This window comes from Adhaeribacter aquaticus DSM 16391 (genome assembly GCF_000473365.1).
Classification (GTDB): domain Bacteria; phylum Bacteroidota; class Bacteroidia; order Cytophagales; family Hymenobacteraceae; genus Adhaeribacter; species Adhaeribacter aquaticus.
This window is the reverse complement of sequence record NZ_KI421517.1, coordinates 3,344,443-3,368,179: the sequence shown is the minus strand read 5'-3', so window position 1 is coordinate 3,368,179 and position 23,737 is coordinate 3,344,443. Positions and strand designations below refer to the sequence as shown.

Here is a 23,737-nt window from a genome sequence, read left to right as displayed (position 1 = left end):
AAAAAAATAAAATAATCTGAATTAGAAGTTAGCTTCTTTCGCTGGAATCATGAGGCTAATAATTTAAAATCGGATCTTAACTTATAAGGATTTACGGCGGTTTCTACGATAATCTTCAAATATTAAATGTCCTAACCCCTTTAAGCTACTATAATAGGCGGTCCCTTTATTTACCTGTGTAAACTCATCTACAAATTGTTTCAAGTAAGGATCAGAGGCAATCATAAAAGTGGTAATAGGAATGTTAATGCGTCGGCATTGGGCTGCCAGATTTAAGGTTTTATTTACCACTTTCCGGTCCAGGCCAAAGCTGTTCTTATAATATTTTAAACCTTCTTTTAAACAGGTTGGCTTACCATCGGTAATCATAAAAATTTGTTTATTAGGTGTTTTCCGCTTCCGCAGAATATCCATGGCTAATTCCAGGCCGGCAACTGTATTGGTGTGGTAAGGTCCTACATTTAAATACGGTAAATCCTTTACGCTAATTTGCCAGGCATCATTGCCAAAAACTATAATATCCAAGGTATCTTTCGGGTACTTCTGCGTTACCAGTTCCGCCAAAGCCATCGCTACTTTTTTGGCAGGTGTAATGCGATCTTCGCCGTACAAAATCATGGAATGCGAAATATCTATCATTAACACGGTAGAGGTTTGCGTTTTGTGCTCCCGCTCCGTTACTTCCAGATCTTTTTCAGTTAAAAAAAATTCCCCTAACCCATGATTCAGCTGCGCATTGCGGATGGAATCGGTCATCTCAATTTGGTCTAAAGTATCACCAAACTGAAATTCACGCCGATCGGTGGAGCTTTCGTCGCCAATGCCGGTATGTGGGGTATTATGATTACCTTTACCACCTTTCTTAAGTTTACCAAAGATTTCTTCTAACGCACTTTTTCTAATTTTCTGCTCGCTTTTGGCTGTAATTTTTATTTCTCCTTTTTCTCCGCCATCATCAATATAGCCTTTGGCTTTTAAATCTTCAATAAAATTACCCATGCCATAATTATCATCGGTTATATTATATTGTTTATCCAGTGAATTCATCCAAGCCAGTGCTTCGCCCACATCACCCGATGTAAGTGTTACCAGCTGCATAAAAATTTCGAGCAACCGCTCAAAATCACTTTTATCAGCTTGGGGCAGTATATATTTGGTAAATTGATATCCCAGAGACATGCGTATTCAGTTTTAAGTTTTAACCAGGGAACCCGACAACTGTTTAAGTAAATTTATAAAAACAGTTTTAGTTTAAACGAGTATTTAATTTTTATGGTATGGTAAAATTTATCCTATTTGCTTAAAAAAACGGGAGCCCGTCTATAATTTATAAACGGGCTCCTGTTTTTTTAGCTTATACTTTTTTATCCTTCAATCCAACGGAATTTGTATTCTAATTGTGGCACCTTCATGCGTTCTGCCACGCGCTTTAAACGATCTGGTAAGGCCATAACATAATCACGGGCTTTCTCACCGGCATCGTTTAATCCGGTAACACTGGAAATTTTCCAATCAGCAATTAATTCCTCCAGAATATTTACATAATCATGGGACGTGTACACGCCAATACGTTGCGCTGCATCTGTGAAATGACCAAAAGTTTTACCAACTTCTACTCCTAGCTCGCGCATGTAATGGGCTGGCATCACAATTTTTTTCCGCATCATATCTTCAAAAGCCAACATCATTTCGCTTGGATCAACTTCAAATACTTTATCTACAAAAGATTTATACACTTTTGCGTGACGGGCTTCATCTCCGGCTATATAACCGCAAATTTTAGCTAAAACCGGATCACCTTCGCGTTTAGCAATTTGTGCAACCCGGCGGTGCGAAATTTGTGTGGCCGTTTCCTGGTAACTGGTATAAACAAAACTGCGATATGGATCGTGACCAGTTTGAATATCGAAACCATCGGCAATCAGATATTGGGTGGAAGCTTCCATTTCCCGCATGTTTACCCGGCCAGATAAAAACAAATACCGATTCAATAAATCACCATGACGGTTTTCTTCCGCAGTCCATCCCCTATTCCATTTTGTCCACGCACTATCCCCATGAGTTGGCATATCGGTTATAGAAAATAACCAGCTCTCATAGGTTGGTAGAGCTTCTTCGGTAATCGTGTCACCAATTAAAACAGCAAACAAATCGTAAGACAAAGACATTGCCCTTTCGCGAAGTTGCTTTACTTCGTCAAAGAAGTTTTCCAATCGACTATCTGGCAATAAATCTGCCGGTTGCCAACTCTCCTCTACTGTTTTTAAAAAGGTTGATATATTTTCCGCGACATAAGTTTCTAAATATTTTAGAACTTCAACGCGTGTTGAGATAGCAGAAATCATTCTTTAATTAAATATCTATGAAAATTCAAATATATTATATTTTTACCGAATCCATTCTTTCAACAAATAATTAATTAAAATATTTTAAGCAAAGGAAAGATTCATAAAAGATATTACGTTCATGTTCAAGTTAAGGATTCTTTCATTTTATAAAATTTAGAACATTGACAACCGTTATTGTATAAATTTTGATATAAATTAGAGGAAGACTTTTTTCATTAAATCCTTGAATTTTACATTATAAAAAAATTTACTCACTAGCTACTAATTATATTGTTACATATATTCATTATTCATAGCTATATAACCTATTTAGTAGCAAAAGAGGTAATCAAATATCATCAATTGGATAATTCAAATTGCTGTTTCCTTTACGAAAGGGGCTTTAGACCTTCTTCACCTACCGCCGACTTAATGGAAGTTGAAATACCGTTTACTCATTCTCCTAATAAATCTTTTCCTGTTCGTTATGCTTTTTGGAAAGGCTGGCAGGAGCTTTATAAATTTGATCAGTATTTAAAACATTTAACAAAGGATAGATTTTTTTTACTTTATACTAATCAAACCGGAATAGATTATATCCTTCTTTTTATCACCCATAAACATTGTCGGGGTTTTAGCTTTCTAGAAGAGGGTACTAATTCTTATCATAGGTTGGATATTATGAATCAAGAAATAAATCCAGCAGGTTATTCAACTTTAAATTATAAAATATTAATGCTATTTAATTACAAAGGCCGATTACCCTTAAGTAAGTATTTCTTTGCAAAAGGCTATAATTTTGCGTATGGTATTTCAAATTATTCTTTCCCACAATTTAAAAGAAAGATTTTATTGCCTTCACCTTTCGTAAACGAAGATGATCTACCAGCTTACAAAAATATATTAGTGTTTGATGGAATGGGAGAGTTAGGGCTTGTTAGTAATGAAAGTATACTTTCTTCCTTAACTGAATTTATTAAAATGTTAAAATCAATGGATGTGAATGAATTTTGGGTAAAATACCATCCTGAACAAGTACGCAATCAGAACACATTAATTCTTTACAAAAATTTTTTTAATACCTTTTCTTCTAATTTTACTATTCATGAGCTACCTCAGTCTATAAGTTTGGAATCTATAGCAGGCAATTGCAAATTAACAGACGTTAATTTCTTCGTATTTTTAAGTTCAATAGGACTTTATGCTGCTCAATCCGGAAGAAAAGTATATTCGTTAGCTAATTTGGTTCTAAAACATGAGCCTAATTACAAAAAATTGATTGTTTCTTTACCAGATGTTTATAAAGAACTTATTACTTTTTTATAATGATGATTTCTTAAACATTTTTTTAAGAAAATTTATTTGTATTATTTTAAATAGATTTGTTAAAAATTTAAATTTGTTATAATATAAAATATTGTAGTATTGAGGATAAGCTCCAAATCCTTTAAAGAATTTGCCTAAAGTTGGTACCATACCTCCCTCAAACTCTAGAGTTTTAGAAGTTTCAGCATTATTTTCTATAACATGATTTAAAATAAAGCTTATCCCATTGTAATAGCGACCTGTTTCGTTAGAGCTTGCAAATTGATAAATTATCTTGTTATGAAATATATAAAAAAAAGCGCCTGCACAAATTGCATTATTATGAAATATATAATAGATTTTGCCTAACCCTTTATTCAAAGCTACTTGAATAAGTTGCCGCATGATATTATAATCATTAGCGGAGATCTCAATATTAATTTTGGAAGCAGTATTCTCCTTAAATAAAATTAAAAGAGGTTCAATATCAATAGAGAATTGTATTTGTAAATCATTCTTCTTTGCTTTTTTGATATCTCCCTTCAATCCTTTTTTGTAATCTTTGTATAAATCATTGTAAGGTTTATTTAAATTTAAATTATATGTATAAGCTTTTATATAAAATTGATCCTCTTTAAAAAACGTAGTATTAGATATATTAAAGTCATAGGTAGCAATATAATTTGTTTTAGATAAAAAAAAATTAAAAAACTTTTGAAAATAAACAAAAGAAATTGTTGGTATAGTTGATATAATGCCTAATTGATGGGTATGCCAACTTTGGTATACGTATTTCAGACCCCACTTTTTCTTATAAGGCAACGGCATTACTGTTACATAAACTTTGTCTTCCTCATCTACAATTGCATCCCATTTTTTATAAACAATATCTAAATACCAGGATAAGGCATATATACAACTCTCACCAGAATCAATGATACAGTCATCCCATTTAGTTTTATCAATATTAGGATGTGAGATAAATTTTATCATCTATCTAAAAATAAAACAATCAATTACTAAATAGTAACTGTTTTTAAATTGTTATTCTGTAGATATCTTGAGGAAGGCTATGCGCGCCATAGCTTTGTTTATTTTGGATTAAGCCTGCGTTTAAATCAAATGCATCAGATCCTGGAGATATACCAAAATTTATATATTTTTTTTCTTTATGGAATGTTTGAATAAGGTGATAAATTAAGAAATCCAAAGCATGTAACTCTTTCCCTAGGTCATTAGTTGCAATATATTGCAAATGGACAACCTGCTCACTTAAATAGACTACACATCCGCCAACTATCCGACAATCGAAAAATGCAGCTAACAGTTTTATATTAGACGGGAAAATAGTAGCTAAATATTTTAATTCTTCGGCAGTATGGGTAGGTTTAACCCCATACTTATCTTGTAATATACTATCAACTAATTTCATGAATTCTTGAAAATCAAGACTTTCATGGATCTTTAAGTTGCTTTTTAATGCCTGTTTTAAACTATATTTGCGCCCTTTACTATAATGGATTTTGCCTTGCAAGTCTATACAAGATGTCATATTTCTTTGAATAAGATTTGCACCGCACCGATACAAAGCATAGTTATCTTCAAGAGCTAATATTTTGTGAAAAATAAAAGGAATAGCTTTATAAATAAGACTTACAAATTTATTGATTCGCAGATAGTTTATCAGAGACTCAAATACGTGAAGATAAGTATTTATATAAATCCGCTCTTTAATGATTAGGCTACCAAAGGTTAATCCACTATGTGAAAAGGCTTCATTTCCTTTTACATTCATTGGGAAAAGTGCCAACAATTGTTCTTCATCATAAATCATTAAAGAATGATCCTCAAACCTATCTTGATGATATTCTAAATAATTTCTGTCAAATAAAAAAAGACCATTTTTTGCTTTAGAATTAAAATCATTCCATTCTTTCTTATTTAAGGGACTATATCTAAATATTTTAATCATTTGCTAATATCACCATATATTGTTTCTTAAAATCTGATGCTACTTTAATTGAATTTATCTAAATAATTTTATTTGCCATAATAAATTTTGTAATAAAACCTTCTTATTACTCCTAATCTAACTCGATTTTTGTTTAATAAATATAAACATTTATAAACCATTGGTAGATGAGTTAACTCCTTTAATAATAAAAAAAGATTAGTACATTCCTTAAAGTTTTCTGTAAAAAAAGCCTGTTTTATTTCTGATTTAACTCTAAAAATTAAAGCCTCTTTTTCTTCCTTGTTTCGTATTAAAGATTTTGCTTTGCGGCATATCTTAACAGTAGACGCTAATTGTTTGTCACCAGGCTTATATTGCTTACATGAAAGAGAATCAACATGTATTCTTCTTTTTGTTAAAATTTTATTGAGAAAGTAAAATTGGTATTCTTGCGCAGAACGGACCCAAATATCAAAATCTTCATAAGCAAGGGTTGAATCATAACCACCTAATTTGCTTAATAATTCTCGTTTAAACATTAATGTAGGCGGACACAAAAAAGTTTTCCGCAAAATATGTGTAAAAACGTAACCCGAAGGTGGTGGCGATTTAATTTTATTTATCCTATTTCTTTTATAAAAAAAACCTTTATGTAAAGATGAATTATCTATTAATTCAGCATCAGTATAAATAACTCCATAACTTTCATCTAACCTTTCAAATGCATATACTTGCTCAGCAATCCGATTCGGCAAAAGTACATCATCAGTAGAAAAATCAATTATGTATTTACCTTTACTTTTTTCAAAAGCTTTATTAAAGGATTTACAATTACCTATATTTACTTGGTTTAATATTAACTGACACTTTGGGTACTTTAATTTAAATTCTTTTAATAATTCAACACTATTATCGGTACTTGCATCATCTACTATAATAATTTCTAGATTAGAGTAAGTTTGGTTAATTATTGAAAAGAGAGCTTCAAGGAGAAAACGTTCATGATTAAAGCATAGACAGATAACTGAAACAAGCGGCCCCATTTAAATGTTGAACTTAAAATTAATAGGTGTTAAAAACTGTTTTATTTTTTCTTAAATTTTTTTTCTTAAAATTTAACCTGCTTTATTGTTTGGTCTTAAAAAATGAAGAACATGTTGATAAAATAACATTCGTGCCTTTTTTATAATATTTAAAGGAAATGGCAAATTTAAATACCTAATTTGAAAATATGGACTTTCTTTCGAGCCAAAGCCTTTATATACGTGATTGATAGCCGTTTCAGTAGGATGGCTTTCAAAATCCAATACATAATTTTGATCAGAATATTCTTTTGCTATTTTGTCTATTATTAAGGTCCGCCCGTTGTTTTTTCTACCAGATTTAGATGCAGCACTAAAAAGGTAAATAATTTTATTTGCATAATTAATAAATAACCCTCCAGAATCTAGCTCATCAAACTGATTATAAGTATAATAAACATCACCCATACCCTTTTCTTCCAAAACTTTATAAACCTGCTTTAATATAACATAAGCGTTTTCAGACACTCCTCCATTTATTTTATTAGCCACTTCATCCTTGAATAACCGTATGAGCGGATCAATTTCAATACCTGTCTTTAAAGTCAAATTCGCTTTGAAAGATCTATTAAGATTTAATTTTCTATCACGATCATAGCCTTTAAAAATTCTACCGTAAGATAAATTTAAATTTAAATGGTGTGTATAATATTTATTTATTTCCAATTTTCGATCAATTGGAAACTTTAATTTTTTTGAATTTTCGGTATTAAAATTATAAGAACTTATAAGGGAATAACGTTTAAGCAATTCATCAATAAATTCATCATATTTTAAATTTTCACTAATAGAAAAAATTCCTAACTGCTGACAAAAAAGAGGTTGATACAAATAAGTAATACCAAATTTAGTAGCCTCCGGTAAAGGCATAACTGCATAATAAGAATCTCCTCGTTCCAAAATTAAGGCTGACCAAGAAGGTGCTACAATATCCAAATACCACGATAATGCATAAATTATACGCTGATTAGACGCTTCTATACAGAAATCCCATTTTTTATAATCTATCTCCTTATTTAAAAAATATTTTAGCACAAGGTTTAATCCGTTTTTAATGAATCTTTATAACCAGCCTGAAGAAAATCCTGGAAACTATTTATGTAATTATCAGATTAGTAATCTGTGGAGGCAAGACATAAAAGAATAGCATCTTCGGAAAAAGATAAAGTTCTCCAACATTTCGGCGGAATATATAAGCCATGGTTAGGCTGATGCAAAATAAATTCTGACTTCCTCCTGGTAAGTGTTTGAATTTGAACAGTGACATTTCCTTGTATGGCAATTAAGATTTCTTCTGTTTTATAACCAGCATGGCTGCCCCTTGTTTTATCTGGATTTACATTTTGTACCCAAAAAACCCGCTTCACCAAAAAAGGCAACTTTTCTGCCATTTGAGTAGAAGTTAATAGTCCTTTTTCAAGCTCATCAAACGAATCAAATTTTAATAAATGAGGCTCTATCATGTAATTTTAGCTTTTTATTATAAATGGAAGCCATTAAATTGTTTTCTAATTCTGAATCCTTTTTGTACAGAGTTCCCTCTCAATTTCTAGACTTAGTTATAACTTTAAAGTACAGAGTAAAGGCTTATTCGAACTTTTCTCCTTAAGCGCAATCAAAATCGCAGGAGATTGGTATCCCTTTTAATCGGTTTGGCAATAGGCAACCTCCAGGAATAAAAGCCCCTCCTTCTAAATTAGAAATAGCCTTAAAACTAAGCAATACGAATAGATTAGAAAAATAAATTTTTTAATGAGGTAATGCAATATTATTACGAAAAAGCTTTAAAAAGCTATGCTTTGCAGCGCCTATTTAAAAGCTGAATCCAAACATGGAATGAGGCTCAACCAAAAACTTATAATACTGGTAATAATTAAGCAGAGAATACTAATACCTAGTTAATTTATAATTTCCTTCTCAATTTTATTCTTGATTTCTGCTTTTTTATTATAAGTAAGACCAATAAAAATCCTTCCAAAACTATAAAACTCCAAATCCAGAAGAATAAAATTTATAACATAAAAACTATGCTAAAATTATCTTGGTAAATATACTGCCGCTAAAATTTATGACTTTAGCTGGTAAACCTATAAAACGTTTAAAAGAAAAAAATTACCTTTTTTTAACTGGTATTAATTTAAATGAAGTCTAATTCTTCCGACACCTACCTAACTATCGCTGCTCCCTCCCAAGGTTTATACAAAGAAAAAGGCAGCAAATTTATATCGTTTGCTTACCCTATACAATCAGAAGAAGAGATTAAGAATATTCTAGGGCAACTAAAAAAAGAATATTATGATGCGCGTCACCATTGCTTTGCCTTTATGCTAGGGACAAATGCAACCCGCTACCGAGCTAATGATGATGGGGAACCAAACCACTCCGCTGGCGATCCAATTTTAGGACAGATCCGTTCGGCCGGAATAACAAATGTTTTAGTGGTAGTGGTCAGGTATTTTGGTGGTATAAAACTTGGGGTTAGCGGGTTGATTTATGCCTATCGCACAGCTGCGGCAGATGCTTTAGCGAATGCAGAAATAATTGAAAAAATAGAAATGGATACTTTGACAGTTAGTTTTGATTATGAGCAAATGAATACCGTAATGAGTGTCATTAAAGATTTAAAACTGGAGGTACTAACTCAGGACTTTGAACTAAATTGCCGGCTGGTTATTGCCAGTAGAAAAAATATAACTGATCAGGTAAAAACAAAATTAAATGGGGTTGCAGCAGTAACACCTGTTTAACTAATTTACCTCATTTATTCTTAACATTTCTTTCTTAACTATATGCCCTTGGCTGCCGTTTTCCGTAAACTTCTGCTACTTATGAGCTTTTATGAATAGACCTAAAATTCTTAAACGTACTATTGCCAATGACAAAGTAGGTAAACAACCCGGCTATTTATATGTGCCGGCTGGGGCATTCAAACCACGTTTATTTTTAATTTCCTTTGATGAACATTTTTTTGAGGAAAAAGAATTTGCTACTTATGAAGAGCTTAAATCAGCTTACGACTCTTTACCAGAGGCCAGGCATTGGATAGATATTAGAGGTTATGGCGATCTTGCATTATTGGAAAAAATAAAATTTGATTTTGCCATTCACCCGTTACAATTGGAAGATGTTATTAATGATTATCAGCGTCCAAAAATGGAAGAAAAAGGTGATCACCTTTTCATTGTTTCCCGGATGATTTCCTTTACATCTGACAAACGAGTAGATGATGATCAACTTTCCATTTTCACTGGGTCTAATTATGTGCTCACCTTCCAAAGCGACTACGAAGATTGCCTGAATGTATTTCGGCAGCGCATCCGCACCGGAAAAGGTTCTACCCGAAAAAAGCCGGTCCTTTACATGGCTTACGCTATAATGGATGTTATTATAGATAACTATTTCCCGGTTCTTTCGGAGGTAGGTGATTACCTGGAATCGTTGGAAGATTGCTTATTTGAAACACCAGATAAAAAAACGCTGAATCAGATTATTAATGTAAAAAGGGAAATTACCAAAATCCGTCGGATTGCCTGGTCAGAACGGGATAAAATAAATGAAATGCTTCGGGACGAAGATCTGGTACCAGAAGATTTACGCATTTACTTTAAAGATGCTTATGACCACACAGTGCAGGTACTGGACTTAATTGAAAATTATAAGGAAATGACCGGTAACCTAACTGAATTGTACCTTTCTAATGTTAGCAACCGCATGAATGAAATCATGAAGGTACTTACTATAATTTCCAGCATTTTTATTCCTTTAAGTTTTATTGCCAGTGTTTACGGGATGAACTTTTCCCGCGAAAACCCAAATGGTGGTACCAATCCATTGAATATGCCGGAGTTGTACCAGCCCTATGGCTATGTTACTTTGCTAACGATTATGGGCGGGCTGATAATTTTTCAGCTGTTCTTTTTCTGGCGGAAAGGCTGGCTGAGTCGGTCTGGTTAAAGGTGTCATCGGATTTAAGCTTTGCCTTTTCTATCAATTGAAGCAATGTTTTATCGTAATCAGCATGAGTTGTTTTAAATACCTCGTCCCAGATGCGGGTATACAAACCATAATTGCCTTTAAAATATTTATGGTGCATGTTATGATTGGTTGAGGTATTTAACCATTTTCCTAAATTGCTTTTTACTAACCATTTTGGGTACAGTTCATAACCTAAATGCCCATATACATTAAAAAGGGTCATAATTAGCAGGAAAGCCAATATAGCATATTGATGTATGGGTATTAGAAAAGCTATAACAAAGATAATACTACCCTCCACAATTGCCTCCAGCGGACTAAAAGCAAAAGCAGCCCACGGAGATGGATTAGTTGACTTATGATGCGTTAAGTGAAATAACTTAAACAACTTGGGGTGATGCATCATTCGGTGAGTCCAATAAAAGTACAAATCATGGAGCAGTAAGGCCAGGAAAATACTTAGAATAAAATACCCCCAGCCATAGTTTGAAATTTCGCTGTATAGTTGGGAATGGCCCTTTACTTCAGGCTGCAATAAAACAACACCTATTAAGGAGAAAAAAACAAAGGTTAAAAAGGAGTAGGCAATTTCCCGGTAATAATCTCCTTTTTCCGGAAACAGCTTTTGAATGCGCAGCCTGCTAAATCTTTGCTTATATAGAATATAAAAGATCAAAAATGCCGGACCGGCAATAAGCAGATAACGTAACGTTAAAACAAGGTAAAACAAAAAGAAACTTTTGCTTTCCATATCAATTACAGCTTTAAATCAAACACAAAAAATCTGTCTTAACAACAATTTGTGTACGTAATTAATTTCTGCGGTATTAAAGAATTTTGCTTACTTAATTTTATTCTGTTCGAAAAGTAAATTGCCTTACTTCACGCCCTGGAGCCGTAAATAAATAATACAAATTACTTATAGCATTAAATCGTACCACTACTTTCTGATCGTTATCTACAGGTTGCTGCCCTATAAGTTTAGCTTTATAGTTATGGAGGTACGTTTTCCGCGGACCTGTTTCGGTAAGAGCATAAATTTTATTAAGTGGCCCAAAATCAAAGTATTGTACTTCTTTGCGCGATGATGTAACAAAATTCTTTTCCAGCAGCAACTTACTTCCTTGCTGATCATAGATACTAACTTTGGCCCCCATATGCCGGGCGATAACAAATGATTTACCTTTTGCGTCCGGAACTAATTCAAAATTTTGTCTTGAATTTAAAGCTCCTATTGATTTATTAGAAAGCAATTCTCCTGTGAGGTTAAACGTTACCAGCTTCCCATTCTGGGTTACTACGGTAAATTGGGATTTTCTAAACGAATTGCCTACATTAATAAAACCAGAGGAAGCAAGTGGTGCATTAATGGTAATGGGGAAACCAGGATAAACCTCCCCTTTGGAATTAAAAGCATAGATATACCCATTTTTTTGCAAAGTAATAATTACATTCCTGCCATTAATTTTAAAGTGTTGTGGGTTAGCGGCCAAAGCTGTTTCAAGGTGTTTACTTTCCCAACCTGGGGGGGTATTCCCGACATTATCAAACATGTACAAATTTCCTTGCTGGTCTCCAATTAAAAACTGAAAATCCGCAGTCTGATTAAAATTAAATACCGACAAATTTTGAATTTGTACAGAATCGGGTAAATGAAAAGGAAAATTCTCTGCCTCCGATCCATTTGCATCTATACAATGTACCTGGGTTTGGGTAGCAAAAAGAAATCTGGGGCGATTATCCTTAAATAACAACTGGTAAACAGGACTAACTAAAGGTTCATATAACGAATCTGACCAAGCTATTTCCCCGGCACTATTTATTTGGTGCATCGTAAAAGCTGAATCCTGAACAAGAATTACAGGCAAGCTAGTGGCTGCTTCCGTTTGTGGTTCTAGCGGCCCAGTAAGTAGTTTACTTTTAAACAAGACCTGATTCCGAACCTCAAAAGTAGCCAGTGAAGCTTTGGCAACTTGGTCATTTTCCGGACGAGCAACTATTAGGGTGGTATAATACTGGTTTTCTTTCTGTGCAAATTGCCAGGCTACCTGGTCAAATTTGCGGATAATGCTTTCGTGCCTCAGTAAACTTGCCCGTTGATTTTCCTCCACCTGTTCCTTTAATAGATTCCAGGCTAAAGCAGCATTAAAATATAAACTAAAATTCGTTTCCTGTTGAGTTTGTTCTAAAAATCCTTTTTGGGCTTCATCTTTATTCCAAACATTTTCAGTTTTTATATCACTTAACACACCCCGTAATGCCGGTGCATTGGGAGCAAATAAATAATAATCTCCCACTTGGGCTACATAACATTGCTCAAAACCACTGGCTAAAGAACCAAATAGCAAAAAAGGTAAATCAGGAATAGGTAAGGCCTTTAAAGTAAAACCGGCATAGGATTCAGGATGGATGGGGGCGCCGGTTTCTTTTATTAGTTGATTTAACAAAGCCCCGGTTTTTCTTGTATCGCTGGCCCGAGCAAAAATTATTTTTTCGGTTTTAGCATTAGTTTTAACTCCTGCCACATAAGCAATTGCCACCTCCTTGGCAAAAGAATTTGCTAAACTATCGGTAAGGATAGGCTTATTACCTGATTCGTTATCTTTACTATTGAAATGTCTTATTTTTGTTACCTTATCCAGCCCAAAATATAATAACATAGCCGTACGAGACGGCATAAGCCCCTGCAAAGAAAAGGGCTGAGGGCTTTGGTTCTTAACCTGATTATAAAATGAATCTGATAATATTTCTGGGTTAGAAAAACCATTTAAAAACAATTTACCCCGCTGGTCTTTTAATTCCAGCATGCTGTTACGGCATAAACTGGATAAAAAACTTATATCGGGCTGAATTTCATTTTTAAAGAAAATATTGAAGAATGCCGGTAACTGCTGGTAATTAATAAAAATGTGCGCGAAAACATCCGGCTGGGCTAAATAGTTAATGTTTTTATAATCAACAGCCGGCGATTCTAACTGGCCGCGGTCAATCTTCCGGATTATTTCTTTTATCAGATCCAGATTTGCACTAATAATTAAATTATTATGATAAGAAAAATAATAAAATGAATCGTTGTTCTGTTGATTTACTATGGAAGTAATTTGGTGATTTTGGTAAGAAAGAACCTGTTCTTTAAATGCTTCGTTTTTACCAATATTTTCTACCAGTGCTCGGACAAAACGGTGTTCCCCAACTGTGTTTACCGGAATATAAAATACAAAATCAAAATTCTCCTTATTAACCACATGCACTGAAGTAAGTAAGGTTTTTCGTTTTAAAAATCTGCTGGCCCCTTCATTCCTTCCGGAAAGGCTATCCAGAATAGCAATGTTTTCTGTAAGAGCCTCTATGGACCGAACAGTAGAAAGGTTATCCCAGATATCGCTGGTCTGAATTTTCCGAAGTAGTTGGCTATGGTTTTGTGATTCTACCACAAATACAGCGTCTTCGGGTACTAAGGTCCAGAGATTAACCTTTTCCTTCGCTTCTGTCCATTTGGTGTAGCCATAAATCCCTGCCACCGCCAGCAACACTATTCCCAGGAGATAAAATAAATATTTTTTCGGCATTCAGTAAGTTAAGTGGCCTACAAAAATAACTAAATTCGGCAAACCAAACCTTAAATTAATATTGGTATTTTACTAAACTCGAAACTAGTGTTGGTTAATCTTAATTAGGTTCAATTCTTAAGAATCAGATTCTTGTAAAATTGTTCAACTAAAAAAAACTATAGTACTTTTACTGCCGAAAAACTAGAAAGAACATGAAACTAGTGATACAGCGGGTAAGTGAAGCTTCCGTAACCATAGATAATCAAGTAAAAGGGGAAATTGGTTCGGGATTATTAGTTCTGGCAGGTATTTCGCCGGACGATACTAGTGAAGATTTACAGTGGCTTTCTAAAAAGGCGATTCAGCTTCGTATTTTTAATGATGAGACTGGTAAAATGAACAAGAGCATACAGGAAGTGGGCGGAGATATTTTATTAATTAGCCAATTTACTTTACAGGCCAGTACTAAAAAAGGAAATCGGCCTTCTTACATAGGTGCAGCCCCTCCCAACATAGCCATTCCATTGTACGAACAGTTTATTCAGGTATTGGAAATTGATTTAGGAAAAGCTATTCAGACCGGTATTTTTGGAGCCGATATGAAAGTAAGTCTGGTTAATGATGGCCCAGTAACTATTATAATAGACTCGAAAAACCGGACTTGATTTTGCCAAATAATTCTACGGGTTTAAACAAGAGTTATTTTAGATAGCATTTTTATAGAAATACATTTTACTAAACATTATATATGACTTTACAGGAGGCACAGGATTTAGTAGATACCTGGATTAAGAAAAATGGGGTTCGTTATTTTAATGAATTAACCAATATGGCCATTTTAACAGAAGAGGTAGGCGAAGTAGCCCGTATAATTGCCCGCCAATACGGCGAGCAATCATTTAAAAAAAGCGATGAGGGCAAAAATTTAGGTGATGAATTAGCTGACGTACTTTTTGTTTTAATATGCTTAGCTAATCAAACTGGTATAAACTTAACAGAGGCCTTGGAAGCTAACCTGCAGAAAAAAGCTATCCGTGACAAGGACCGGCATCACCAGAATGAAAAACTGAAATAATTTTAGTTAACGATTTCTTTTTCCAGTACCACCAAACTATCATCAGCCAACACTGGAACCACTACATATAAATCTTCCTGTAAACAGTACTCTATATCTTTAATAATGTCCAGGTTTTTGAGCCTTTTTACGTGCGAAGACTCCGATAAAAAAGCTATTTTATCCTGCTGAGCCAGGCGATATAAATGGCGTGCGGCCAGGGTAGCATCATTGGCCGGGGTAAAAGTTTCAGCTAACCGGTCAGCTACCCCCCCGGCAAATAGAGTATCTTCCAAATTAAAGTTGCCTTTCCAACCTGCACACACTACTAAGGCATCCTTTTGTTCTTCCTGAAGGTATCGGGCCACACTGCCTAAATTAAGGAATGCTCCGGCTATAACCTTATCCGCTGCCATCGAAAGCCTGATAGCATGTGTACCATTAGTGGTCGTCATTATTAAGGTTTTCCCTTTGATGTGAGGTTCCATATAGCTAAAAGGCGAATTTCCCAAATCAAAGCCTTCTGCCTTCCGACCATCGCGCTCTGCAGCTGTTAAAAATCCTTCCTGCTTTTGGTTTAAGCAATCATCTAAAGAACTTACGGGCACAATTCTTTCTATACCGTGGGCAAAGGCCGTTACCATAGAAGAAGTAGCCCGTAAAATATCTACCACTACTACTACTTTCCCTTTTAATTCATATAAGTGAAGAAGCTCCGGACTTAAACAAACATCTAATGAAGGCATAATTTTATTTTTACTGTTCATAGGCCATTGCCCACGTTATTTTATTAATCTGCTATACAAAACCAAGGATATTCTTAGACCTTTTTATATACTCTTAACCCTTGTAAAAAGGCATTTTTACAACTTGTGCTTTCAAACTCTTGTTTCGCACTTTTATGTATATTTCGGTACCCACAGCACTATAAGGTATTTGTACATATCCCATTCCTACTCCTTTACCTAAAGAAGGCGATTGCGTACCCGAAGTTACTTCCCCTATTTTTTCACCAGCTGAATTTACTATTTCGTAATGGGCGCGCGGAATACCTTGTTCCTGCATCTCAAAACCAACTAATTTCCGTTGTACGCCTTGTTCTTTTTGCTTTTTCAGGTTTTCGGAGTTGGTGAAGTTCTTGGTAAATTTGGTAATCCAGCCCAATCCGGCTTCTAACGGCGAGGTGGTATCATCAATATCATTGCCATACAAACAGAAGCCCATTTCCAATCGCAAGGTATCGCGGGCACCTAAACCAATAGGTTTAATACCAAAAGGCTGACCGGCTTCCATTATTTTATTCCAAACTTCCTGGGCATCTGCATTAGGTACATATAACTCAAACCCACTAGCTCCGGTATATCCGGTGGCTGAAATAAGCACATCTGGTACCCCCGCAAATTCTCCTTTTTCAAACGTATAGTACACCATGGCACCTAAATCAACAGGAGTTAAAGATTGCAGCGCATCTATCGTATGGGGGCCTTGCACGGCAAAAAGAGAAATATCGTCTGAAATATTTTTAAGCGTTACCCCTTCCGTGTTATATTTATTTATCCAGGCCCAGTCTTTTTCTATATTAGAGGCATTTACTACTAACATGTACTCTTCCTCGTCCAGCCGATAAACAAGTAAATCATCAACAATTCCTCCCTCTTCGTTAGGGAAGCAAGAATATTGGACTTTATTGCTGGCCAATTTGGCTGCATCGTTGGAAGTAACCCGTTGAATCAAATCTAATGCGCCGGAACCCTGCACTAAAAATTCGCCCATATGCGAAACATCAAAAATTCCGACCTGCTTCCGAACGGTATGATGTTCATCTAAATCAGAGCAATAGCGAACCGGCATATTGAACCCGGCAAAAGGAACCATTTTTGCACCAAGTGCAATATGTACATCGTTAAGAGCTACTTTTTTTAATTCCATGCAAAGTTTAACTAAAAGAGGTGCAAAAGTAGACAATTTAGGCCGGTTGTAAAACAAGATTCTTTCAATGAGAGTAGGTTACCCTCCTGCATTTAAACATTTAAGAACTTTAATAGTAAAAAGATTATCTGTCTTATTTGTAAATAGTAAGTTAAAAGCCTACGGGAAGAGCTACTCAAAAATGGAAAACCTTGATCAGGAATTTAAATTAGCCTTAACCAAACATCTTTTGTTTAAGTCTAAAGTAAAATCATTTCTATACGGTGCCGATATAGCATTAAACCCCATCCTGGATCAAAGGCAATGTAATTTTGGCATTTGGATAACCCAAATTGGCTTACCCAACTATGGCCATATTACAGAAATGGTTGAGTTGGCACGAACTCATAATAAAATTCATGAACACGCAATCCAGCTTGTTAACCTGAAAAAAGCAGGAAAAGAAGAGGAAGCCATATCAGGTATTCCGGAATTAGAAAAAATAGCGGATAAATTGCTTGATCTATTAAAAAATATTCAGATAATAGCAGAGAAGAACGTTTAGATTTGTTGAACCTTTATAAACAGGAAAAATAAAATTTCTTTTTGCAAACATGGAATATTTCCCAATTTGCAACCAAAGCCCGACTTATTGAATGAAGCTATCTACCAAGTTATTTGCTGGATTTGTAATTATATCTATCATATTTACCTCTGTTTCTATTTTTAACTTCCAGTTATCCGAAGATGTTTTAGAAAACAGCCGCTGGGTAGCTCAATCACAAATAGTAGTAAGAAATTCTTCTGCCCTGCAAAGAAATATTATCGACATGGAAACAGGAATGCGGGGTTATTTACTTACCGGAAACGAAGCTTTCCTGGAACCCTACCAGCAGGCAGCTCGCCAATTGCCGGCTATGTTTCAAGAGCTTAGAACCCTGGTACAAAGCTCACCGGTCCAGAAGCGCCAGATAGACCAGATAGAACTTACCCACCGGCGCTGGTTCAGGACATTTGCCGAAAAACTAATTGCTCAGAAACGCAATAGTACCCATTTGCCTACGGCTGGTTTACAAGTGCTACGAAATGCTGATGATGCCATGAATCGTGAAGGACGCGAGATGATGGATACCATGCGGCAGCTTTTCAGGGGTTTTAATGCTATCGAATACCAGGTACGGGAGTCCAGGAGAAACCGCTTAAATCATAGCATAGGTCTTACCCGGAAAGTTTCAACGTCGCTTACCATTATTTCAGTTTTCTTAGGTATGGGATGGGCCTATTATATTACCCGCACTATCTCCCGCCGCATTATGACCATGGTAAACCTGGCCGAAAAAATTTCTCAGGGCAACTATAAAACCCAGATTGAGGATGATTCCCGGGATGAGCTGAGTTACCTTTCCAAATCGTTAAACAAAATGGCTAACACCATTGATACCACCATTACCGAGCTGGAAGCGAAAAATAAAGAACTGGATCAGTTTGCTTATGTAGTATCGCATGACCTGAAAGCGCCATTACGTGGAATAGAGAATGCTTCGCGCTGGGTAGAAGAAGATATGGGTAAAGAATTACCTGGTCATGTGCAGGAGTATTTGCTGATGATGCGAACCCGGGTTCACCGGATGGAAAACTTAATCAATGGTATTTTAGCATTAGCCAGAATAGGGCGGGTAAAAGAAGTGCAGGAAGTGGTGGATGTACAGCAACTAATACTGGAAATCACAGACCTTTTAGATCCGCCCGAACATATAAAAATTTTAATAGCGAGTCAGATGCCGGTACTTTATACCGTTCGCGTTCATTTACAGCAAGTTTTATCAAACCTGATTAGCAACGCCATCAAATACCACGACAAACCCCAGGGCCAAATCTTAATTAGTTGCCGGGAAGACAAACAATATTATGCCTTTTCCGTTACAGACGATGGACCCGGAATAGATCCTGAGTATCATGATCGTATTTTTGTAATCTTTCAAACCTTGCAAGAGCGGGATGCTATGGAAAGTACTGGTGTTGGATTAGCTATTGTAAAGAAAATAATAGATCGACTGGGAGGTACCATTAAAGTTCAATCTCAATTAGGAGAAGGTGCTACCTTTACTTTTACCTGGCCAAAAGATCGCATGAAATAAAACAAATATTAAAGCCACCATTACCCTTTTTATGAATACTGATGTTAGTATAATGTTAGTCGAAGACGACTATATGGATGTGCGGAATGTGGAGCGTGAATTAAAAAAAATTAATGTTGATATACCCTTATATACCGCTCGGAATGGTCGGGAAGCCTTAGCCATGCTACGTGGTGAAGGCGTGCCTCAGATCAACCCATTACCAAGCGTTATCATGTTAGATATAAATATGCCCCGCATGAATGGGCTTGAATTTTTAGCAGAACTTCGGAAAGACCCCATTTTAAAAGACTTGAATGTTTTTATTATGACCACCTCGTCGGAAGATTCTGACCGAATGGCCGCTCAGAACCTACACGTAAGCGGATACATAGAAAAACCGCTGACTTTTGATAAGTTTGGGGGCAAGGATGGCTCAACTATTGATAGCTTTAGTTTATTTCTGGATTTGCTGAAATTAAAGTAAATGCTGATAACGCCTATAACGAAAAAGCCTGCTCAAGTGCAGGCTTTTTCGTTATACTAGAACAAGTTAAAATATTTCTATCTGATCAGGTAAAAGCCGGAAAGTTAAGCGGTGAAAAGGAGAAGAACCGTGTTCCTGAATGGCTTGTCGGTGCTTTTTAGTGGGATAACCATAATTATGTTCCCAGCCATAATAAGGATATTCCTGACTTAAATTACTCATTAAATCATCCCGGAATGTTTTAGCCAGAACAGAAGCCGCCGCAATAGAATAATATTTTCCGTCACCTTTAACAATACAGGCATGTTCAATATTGGGATATTGCTTAAACCTGTTCCCGTCAATAATTAAAAATTCAGGCACCTGTTTTAGCTGATCCAAAGCTTTATGCATGGCCAGGAACGAAGCATTCAGAATATTTATCTGATCTATTTCTTCATGCGACACCTCCCCTATTGCCCAGCAAACAGCTTCTTTGCAAATTTCCTCCCGCAGCATTTCCCGTTGCAGTTTTGTTAATTGTTTAGAGTCGTTCAACAATCCATGATGATAATCCGGTGGCAGTATAACAGCCGCCGCCACAACCGGACCAGCCAGGCAACCTCTTCCGGCCTCATCTAAACCAGCTTCTAAACTTTTACCACTATAGTTTGCCGAAAGCATATTCATGAATCTATTATAAACGCTTAGTTAAGTAATTAACAATAAGTAATATAATTTGGATAATACTTGTATTGCTTTAAAAATAGCCTTACACAAAAGTACTAACTCCATATGAATAATGGCTCAATAATGCTTTTTGGTTAATACTTTTTATTTTACCAGCCATGACTAATTAATACTTTAACTAAAAATTCTTTTTATTTCATAAATTAAAACCCTAAATCCACCCTATGAAATACACCTTACACTTTCTTTTTCTTCTTTTGATAACTGCACCAGTTTTTGGCCAACGGAATTCTAAACCCGATCCTAACTTTCATTTATACCTTTTAGCAGGCCAATCGAATATGGCTGGCCGGGGTGTGGTTGAAACCATTGACACCACTACCATCCAAAATATCTTGGTTTTTGATAAAAATCAGCAATGGAAAAAAGCCAAAGAACCATTACACTGGGATAAACCAACCATTGGTACTGGTCCGGGTTTTGCATTTGGCCGGGAAATGGCCGCTGGTGCAGGTAGAAAAGTTAAAATTGGTTTAATTCCGGCTGCCCATGGCGGCTCTTCCATTACGGCTTGGGTAAAAGATGGCTACCACGACCAAACCAAAGGTTACCCGTACGACGAAGCCCTGGAACGAGTAAAAGCAGCCCTGAAGGACGGCGTTTTAATGGGCATTATCTGGCACCAGGGCGAAACAGATTCAGAAAATCCCGAAGATGAAAAACTGCACCTGGAGCGATTAGTAGACTTAATTTCCCGGTTCAGAACAGAGTTTAAAGCCCCGGATTTACCTTTTGTAGCCGGAGAACTTGGCCATTACCGGCCCGAGTACCAAAGCATGAACAAAGTGCTTAACCAATTACCTAACCAGGTGCCAAATACAGCCGTAATTAGTGCCGAAGGTTTGGTACACAAAGGCGATAATACGCATTTTGACTCAGCCTCGGCCCGTGAATTAGGTAAAAGGTACGCCAGTGCCATGAAAGGCCTGCAAAACAATTTAAAAAAGAAGAAGTAAGCTCTAACCACAAACTGACTTACTACCTATTAGCAGGGGCATTGAGTCACTTCAGAATATATTCTCTATTATATATTTTGAAGTGACTTTAGTTTTACTTACTTTTTGAATTGAAATTTACTTGCGCAAAGATCATAAAGATTGTTCTCTGCGTATATTTCAAAAGTAATATCTACCACAAACTAATTATGAGCTTATCAAATTCAAAACATCACACTGTTCTGCAAAGTCAGGAATTTAAAAAGTTAGTGAGTAACCGTTGGACATTTTCTCTGGTACTAACTTTAATTATTTTATTTGTTTATATCGGTTTCTTATTACTGGTAGCATTTAACAAGGAGCTATTAGGTAGTAAAATCAATACGCACCTTACTTTAGCTATTCCGGTTGGCATAGGTATTATTATATTGGCTTGGGTATTAACCGGCATTTATGTTTACTGGGCTAACAACACCTACGACAAAGCCGTGCAGGATATCAAAAGCAAACTATCCTGATATCAGTAATTCTTTTTAAAGATTACATAGCGGAAGTTGGTAGACCAAACTTCAGCCAGACCTGCTTACACAAATAAAATTTAAACTTAGATTTCTCAAAAATAAAATGGCTTTCCCCCTTCTTTTACAAACAACTACCGCTCCGGTGGCCTCCACGTTAGGAACGGCAAATCCGGTTTCCATTCTTATGTTTTTCTTGTTTGTATCCGTTACCATGTACATCACTTACTGGGCGGCCAAGAAAACAAAAACCGGTTCAGAATTTTATGCGGCCGGGCGCAGTATCTCAGGCTTTCAAAACGGGCTGGCACTGGCCGGGGATTATATGAGTGCTGCTTCTTTCCTGGGTATCGCCGGTATGGTGGCCACCAGGGGCTACGATGGCCTTATTTATTCGATTGGATTTCTGGTTGGCTGGCCCCTTATTATGTTCTTAATTGCGGAGCCGCTTCGAAATTTGGGAAAATATACTTTTGCCGATGTAGTGGCTTACCGGCTCCAGCAACGCCCCATCCGGATTGTTTCTTCCATTGGCTCTCTTCTTACGATTGCTTTCTACCTAATTGCCCAGATGGTAGGTGCCGGTAGCTTAATAAAAACCTTGTTTGGTTTGCAATACGAAATTGCGGTTTTAGTTGTAGGTATTGTAATGACCGCCTATGTTTTATTTGGCGGCATGTTGGCTACTACCTGGGTACAAATTGTTAAAGCGGTTTTATTATTGAGCGGAGCCACCATTCTGGTAATATTATCCCTGGCTCAGTTTGATTTTAACCCAAACAATTTATTTGATTCTGTAAGTACCCAATACGGCGACTCAATGTTGGCCCCAGGCGGTTTTATTATCAATCCGTTTGATGCATTATCGCTTGGTTTGGCTTTAATGCTGGGTACTGCCGGTTTACCACATATTTTAATGCGTTTTTATACTGTTCCAGATGCCAAGGCTGCCCGGAAGTCTGTGTTTGTGGCTACTGGTTTTATTGGTTATTTCTACCTGCTTACTTTCCTGATTGGCTTTTCTGCCATGGCCCTGGTAGGAAAACCAACCATAGAAGAATTAGATAAAGGAGGCAATATGGCAGCTTTATTATTAGCTGAGCGCATGGGAGGAACAGCTTTTTTAGGTTTTATAGCTGCGGTAGCTTTTGCCACTATTCTGGCTGTGGTTGCCGGCTTAACCTTATCCGGTGCTTCCAGTATTTCCCACGACTTATATGTACACGTATTTAAAAATGGTCAATCGGATGAAAAAGGCGAAATAAAAGTGGCTAAAAATGCTACAATTGCCTTAGGCATACTTTCTATTTTATTAGGATTAGTGTTTAAAGGGCAAAATGTGGCATTCATGGTGGGCCTGGCTTTTTCTATAGCTGCCAGTGCTAATTTCCCGGCCTTGCTTATGTCCATTATCTGGAAACGGTTTACTACCCGAGGTGCCGTTTGGAGTATTGCCTCGGGAGCTATTCTTTCTTTGGTTTTAATTTTGCTCAGCCCTACCATCTGGGTAGATATCCTGCATAACGAAGAAGCTATTTTCCCGTTAAAAAACCCAGCATTGGTTTCTATGTCGGTAGCTTTTGCCGTAGGCATAATAGTTTCCTTGCTTAAACCAGAAGCGTCTGCTGCAGAAAAATTTGAGGCCGAAAAATTACGGACGTACTTAGGCGTTGGCGCTGAATAAGCAATATTAAATTATTTTACTTCGTATATAACAGTACTTTAATTTCAACTTTGGCAAACTCGTATTTCCTGTTTTAGGGAATACGAGTTTCCGATTTACAAACACGAATAA

23 protein-coding genes are annotated in these 23,737 nt (G+C 36.0%); 11 read left to right on the top strand and 12 right to left on the bottom strand.

What is annotated here, in order from left to right; genetic code table 11:
- Positions 1-81 precede the first annotated feature (81 nt).
- Together ADHAQ_RS0117135 and ADHAQ_RS0117130 are read right to left on the bottom strand one after the other, a co-directional pair.
- Positions 82-1,179, bottom strand: coding sequence for a vWA domain-containing protein (locus tag ADHAQ_RS0117135; protein ID WP_026463979.1), 1,098 nt, complete (start codon positions 1,177-1,179; stop codon positions 82-84).
- A gap of 185 nt (positions 1,180-1,364) precedes the next feature.
- Positions 1,365-2,345 (bottom strand): acyl-ACP desaturase, encoded by a 981-nt coding sequence (locus ADHAQ_RS0117130; protein ID WP_026463978.1) that lies wholly within the window; start codon positions 2,343-2,345, stop codon positions 1,365-1,367.
- Between the two features lie 414 nt (positions 2,346-2,759).
- Here ADHAQ_RS0117130 and ADHAQ_RS0117125 point away from each other — a divergent pair, with 414 nt between their 5' ends.
- A complete protein-coding gene (locus ADHAQ_RS0117125) occupies positions 2,760-3,653 on the top strand; it encodes a hypothetical protein (RefSeq protein ID WP_026463977.1) in 894 nt (297 codons plus the stop codon).
- On the opposite strand, the gene ADHAQ_RS0117120 is transcribed toward ADHAQ_RS0117125, so the two are convergent.
- The 5 genes from ADHAQ_RS0117120 to ADHAQ_RS0117100 all read right to left on the bottom strand — a co-directional run bounded on the left by ADHAQ_RS0117120 (position 3,648) and on the right by ADHAQ_RS0117100 (position 8,131).
- A complete protein-coding gene (locus ADHAQ_RS0117120; protein ID WP_026463976.1) occupies positions 3,648-4,625 on the bottom strand; it encodes a hypothetical protein in 978 nt (325 codons plus the stop codon). The two genes, ADHAQ_RS0117125 and ADHAQ_RS0117120, sit on opposite strands and share 6 nt — an antisense overlap.
- Positions 4,626-4,668: 43 nt before the next feature.
- Positions 4,669-5,604 (bottom strand): hypothetical protein, encoded by a 936-nt coding sequence (locus ADHAQ_RS0117115; protein ID WP_026463975.1) that lies wholly within the window; start codon positions 5,602-5,604, stop codon positions 4,669-4,671.
- Between the two features lie 68 nt (positions 5,605-5,672).
- The gene (locus ADHAQ_RS26105; RefSeq protein ID WP_034256892.1) at positions 5,673-6,629 is read right to left on the bottom strand and encodes a glycosyltransferase; all 957 of its coding nucleotides are present in this window, start codon (positions 6,627-6,629) and stop codon (positions 5,673-5,675) included.
- A 72-nt stretch (positions 6,630-6,701) separates the two neighbouring features.
- On the bottom strand, positions 6,702-7,703 hold the full coding sequence (locus tag ADHAQ_RS0117105) for a hypothetical protein (protein ID WP_026463974.1): 1,002 nt from the start codon (positions 7,701-7,703) through the stop codon (positions 6,702-6,704).
- A 77-nt stretch (positions 7,704-7,780) separates the two neighbouring features.
- The gene (locus ADHAQ_RS0117100; protein WP_026463973.1) at positions 7,781-8,131 is read right to left on the bottom strand and encodes a sugar 3,4-ketoisomerase; all 351 of its coding nucleotides are present in this window, start codon (positions 8,129-8,131) and stop codon (positions 7,781-7,783) included.
- A gap of 678 nt (positions 8,132-8,809) precedes the next feature.
- Here ADHAQ_RS0117100 and ADHAQ_RS0117090 point away from each other — a divergent pair.
- Together ADHAQ_RS0117090 and corA are read left to right on the top strand one after the other, a co-directional pair.
- Positions 8,810-9,415, top strand: a complete 606-nt coding sequence (locus ADHAQ_RS0117090) for an IMPACT family protein (RefSeq protein WP_026463972.1) — start codon at positions 8,810-8,812, stop codon at positions 9,413-9,415.
- A gap of 91 nt (positions 9,416-9,506) precedes the next feature.
- Entirely contained in the window at positions 9,507-10,622 is a 1,116-nt protein-coding gene (gene corA / locus ADHAQ_RS0117085; RefSeq protein WP_026463971.1) for a magnesium/cobalt transporter CorA, read from the top strand.
- Here corA and ADHAQ_RS26100 read toward each other — a convergent pair.
- Both ADHAQ_RS26100 and ADHAQ_RS0117075 read right to left on the bottom strand, forming a co-directional pair.
- Positions 10,552-11,394 (bottom strand): sterol desaturase family protein, encoded by an 843-nt coding sequence (locus ADHAQ_RS26100; RefSeq protein ID WP_071781130.1) that lies wholly within the window; start codon positions 11,392-11,394, stop codon positions 10,552-10,554. The genes corA and ADHAQ_RS26100 overlap by 71 nt on opposite strands.
- A gap of 100 nt (positions 11,395-11,494) precedes the next feature.
- A complete protein-coding gene (locus tag ADHAQ_RS0117075; RefSeq protein WP_026463970.1) occupies positions 11,495-14,212 on the bottom strand; it encodes a hypothetical protein in 2,718 nt (905 codons plus the stop codon).
- Positions 14,213-14,406: 194 nt separating this feature from the next.
- On the opposite strand from ADHAQ_RS0117075, the gene dtd reads away from it, so the two are divergent.
- On the top strand, positions 14,407-14,859 hold the full coding sequence (gene dtd, locus ADHAQ_RS0117070) for a D-aminoacyl-tRNA deacylase (RefSeq protein ID WP_026463969.1): 453 nt from the start codon (positions 14,407-14,409) through the stop codon (positions 14,857-14,859).
- A gap of 83 nt (positions 14,860-14,942) precedes the next feature.
- Positions 14,943-15,269, top strand: a complete 327-nt coding sequence (locus ADHAQ_RS0117065; RefSeq protein ID WP_026463968.1) for a nucleotide pyrophosphohydrolase — start codon at positions 14,943-14,945, stop codon at positions 15,267-15,269.
- Positions 15,270-15,271: 2 nt separating this feature from the next.
- On the opposite strand, the gene ADHAQ_RS0117060 is transcribed toward ADHAQ_RS0117065, so the two are convergent.
- Both ADHAQ_RS0117060 and gcvT read right to left on the bottom strand, forming a co-directional pair.
- Positions 15,272-15,994: a 2-phosphosulfolactate phosphatase gene (locus ADHAQ_RS0117060; RefSeq protein ID WP_026463967.1), complete on the bottom strand. Its 723-nt coding sequence runs from the start codon at positions 15,992-15,994 to the stop codon at positions 15,272-15,274.
- 94 nt (positions 15,995-16,088) lie between these two features.
- Positions 16,089-17,177: a glycine cleavage system aminomethyltransferase GcvT gene (gene gcvT, locus ADHAQ_RS0117055; RefSeq protein ID WP_026463966.1), complete on the bottom strand. Its 1,089-nt coding sequence runs from the start codon at positions 17,175-17,177 to the stop codon at positions 16,089-16,091.
- Positions 17,178-17,358: 181 nt separating this feature from the next.
- Here gcvT and ADHAQ_RS0117050 point away from each other — a divergent pair, with 181 nt between their 5' ends.
- The 3 genes from ADHAQ_RS0117050 to ADHAQ_RS0117040 all read left to right on the top strand — a co-directional run bounded on the left by ADHAQ_RS0117050 (position 17,359) and on the right by ADHAQ_RS0117040 (position 19,760).
- On the top strand, positions 17,359-17,721 hold the full coding sequence (locus ADHAQ_RS0117050) for a CZB domain-containing protein (RefSeq protein ID WP_169728008.1): 363 nt from the start codon (positions 17,359-17,361) through the stop codon (positions 17,719-17,721).
- 91 nt (positions 17,722-17,812) lie between these two features.
- On the top strand, positions 17,813-19,294 hold the full coding sequence (locus tag ADHAQ_RS0117045; RefSeq protein ID WP_026463964.1) for a sensor histidine kinase: 1,482 nt from the start codon (positions 17,813-17,815) through the stop codon (positions 19,292-19,294).
- A 31-nt stretch (positions 19,295-19,325) separates the two neighbouring features.
- Entirely contained in the window at positions 19,326-19,760 is a 435-nt protein-coding gene (locus ADHAQ_RS0117040) for a response regulator (RefSeq protein WP_034256891.1), read from the top strand.
- A 66-nt stretch (positions 19,761-19,826) separates the two neighbouring features.
- Here ADHAQ_RS0117040 and ADHAQ_RS0117035 read toward each other — a convergent pair whose 3' ends face one another.
- Entirely contained in the window at positions 19,827-20,423 is a 597-nt protein-coding gene (locus ADHAQ_RS0117035; RefSeq protein ID WP_026463962.1) for a ribonuclease HII, read from the bottom strand.
- 230 nt (positions 20,424-20,653) lie between these two features.
- Between ADHAQ_RS0117035 and ADHAQ_RS0117030 the strand changes: the two genes are divergently transcribed.
- From ADHAQ_RS0117030 to actP, 3 genes are all read left to right on the top strand, one after another.
- Positions 20,654-21,445 (top strand): sialate O-acetylesterase, encoded by a 792-nt coding sequence (locus ADHAQ_RS0117030; protein ID WP_026463961.1) that lies wholly within the window; start codon positions 20,654-20,656, stop codon positions 21,443-21,445.
- A 188-nt stretch (positions 21,446-21,633) separates the two neighbouring features.
- Entirely contained in the window at positions 21,634-21,942 is a 309-nt protein-coding gene (locus ADHAQ_RS0117025; RefSeq protein WP_034256890.1) for a DUF485 domain-containing protein, read from the top strand.
- Between the two features lie 106 nt (positions 21,943-22,048).
- The gene (gene actP / locus ADHAQ_RS0117020) at positions 22,049-23,626 is read left to right on the top strand and encodes a cation/acetate symporter ActP (RefSeq protein ID WP_051359993.1); all 1,578 of its coding nucleotides are present in this window, start codon (positions 22,049-22,051) and stop codon (positions 23,624-23,626) included.
- Positions 23,627-23,737 lie beyond the last annotated feature (111 nt).

Bases quoted from the DNA above. Each gene is read 5' to 3' on its own strand.
- actP (WP_051359993.1), top strand. From the start codon at position 22,049: ATGGCTTTCCCCCTTCTTTTACAAACAACTACCGCTCCGGTGGCCTCC.
- ADHAQ_RS0117120 (WP_026463976.1), bottom strand. From the start codon at position 4,625: ATGATAAAATTTATCTCACATCCTAATATTGATAAAACTAAATGGGAT.
- ADHAQ_RS0117050 (WP_169728008.1), top strand. From the start codon at position 17,359: ATGGAAAACCTTGATCAGGAATTTAAATTAGCCTTAACCAAACATCTT.
- dtd (WP_026463969.1), top strand. From the start codon at position 14,407: ATGAAACTAGTGATACAGCGGGTAAGTGAAGCTTCCGTAACCATAGAT.
- ADHAQ_RS0117030 (WP_026463961.1), top strand. From the start codon at position 20,654: ATGAAATACACCTTACACTTTCTTTTTCTTCTTTTGATAACTGCACCA.
- ADHAQ_RS0117115 (WP_026463975.1), bottom strand. From the start codon at position 5,604: ATGATTAAAATATTTAGATATAGTCCCTTAAATAAGAAAGAATGGAAT.
- ADHAQ_RS0117045 (WP_026463964.1), top strand. From the start codon at position 17,813: ATGAAGCTATCTACCAAGTTATTTGCTGGATTTGTAATTATATCTATC.
- ADHAQ_RS0117025 (WP_034256890.1), top strand. From the start codon at position 21,634: ATGAGCTTATCAAATTCAAAACATCACACTGTTCTGCAAAGTCAGGAA.
- gcvT (WP_026463966.1), bottom strand. From the start codon at position 17,177: ATGGAATTAAAAAAAGTAGCTCTTAACGATGTACATATTGCACTTGGT.
- ADHAQ_RS0117065 (WP_026463968.1), top strand. From the start codon at position 14,943: ATGACTTTACAGGAGGCACAGGATTTAGTAGATACCTGGATTAAGAAA.
- ADHAQ_RS0117100 (WP_026463973.1), bottom strand. From the start codon at position 8,131: ATGATAGAGCCTCATTTATTAAAATTTGATTCGTTTGATGAGCTTGAA.
- ADHAQ_RS0117090 (WP_026463972.1), top strand. From the start codon at position 8,810: ATGAAGTCTAATTCTTCCGACACCTACCTAACTATCGCTGCTCCCTCC.
- ADHAQ_RS0117040 (WP_034256891.1), top strand. From the start codon at position 19,326: ATGAATACTGATGTTAGTATAATGTTAGTCGAAGACGACTATATGGAT.
- ADHAQ_RS0117125 (WP_026463977.1), top strand. From the start codon at position 2,760: ATGGAAGTTGAAATACCGTTTACTCATTCTCCTAATAAATCTTTTCCT.
- ADHAQ_RS26100 (WP_071781130.1), bottom strand. From the start codon at position 11,394: ATGGAAAGCAAAAGTTTCTTTTTGTTTTACCTTGTTTTAACGTTACGT.
- corA (WP_026463971.1), top strand. From the start codon at position 9,507: ATGAATAGACCTAAAATTCTTAAACGTACTATTGCCAATGACAAAGTA.
- ADHAQ_RS0117035 (WP_026463962.1), bottom strand. From the start codon at position 20,423: ATGCTTTCGGCAAACTATAGTGGTAAAAGTTTAGAAGCTGGTTTAGAT.
- ADHAQ_RS0117135 (WP_026463979.1), bottom strand. From the start codon at position 1,179: ATGTCTCTGGGATATCAATTTACCAAATATATACTGCCCCAAGCTGAT.
- ADHAQ_RS26105 (WP_034256892.1), bottom strand. From the start codon at position 6,629: ATGGGGCCGCTTGTTTCAGTTATCTGTCTATGCTTTAATCATGAACGT.
- ADHAQ_RS0117130 (WP_026463978.1), bottom strand. From the start codon at position 2,345: ATGATTTCTGCTATCTCAACACGCGTTGAAGTTCTAAAATATTTAGAA.
- ADHAQ_RS0117060 (WP_026463967.1), bottom strand. From the start codon at position 15,994: ATGCCTTCATTAGATGTTTGTTTAAGTCCGGAGCTTCTTCACTTATAT.
- ADHAQ_RS0117075 (WP_026463970.1), bottom strand. From the start codon at position 14,212: ATGCCGAAAAAATATTTATTTTATCTCCTGGGAATAGTGTTGCTGGCG.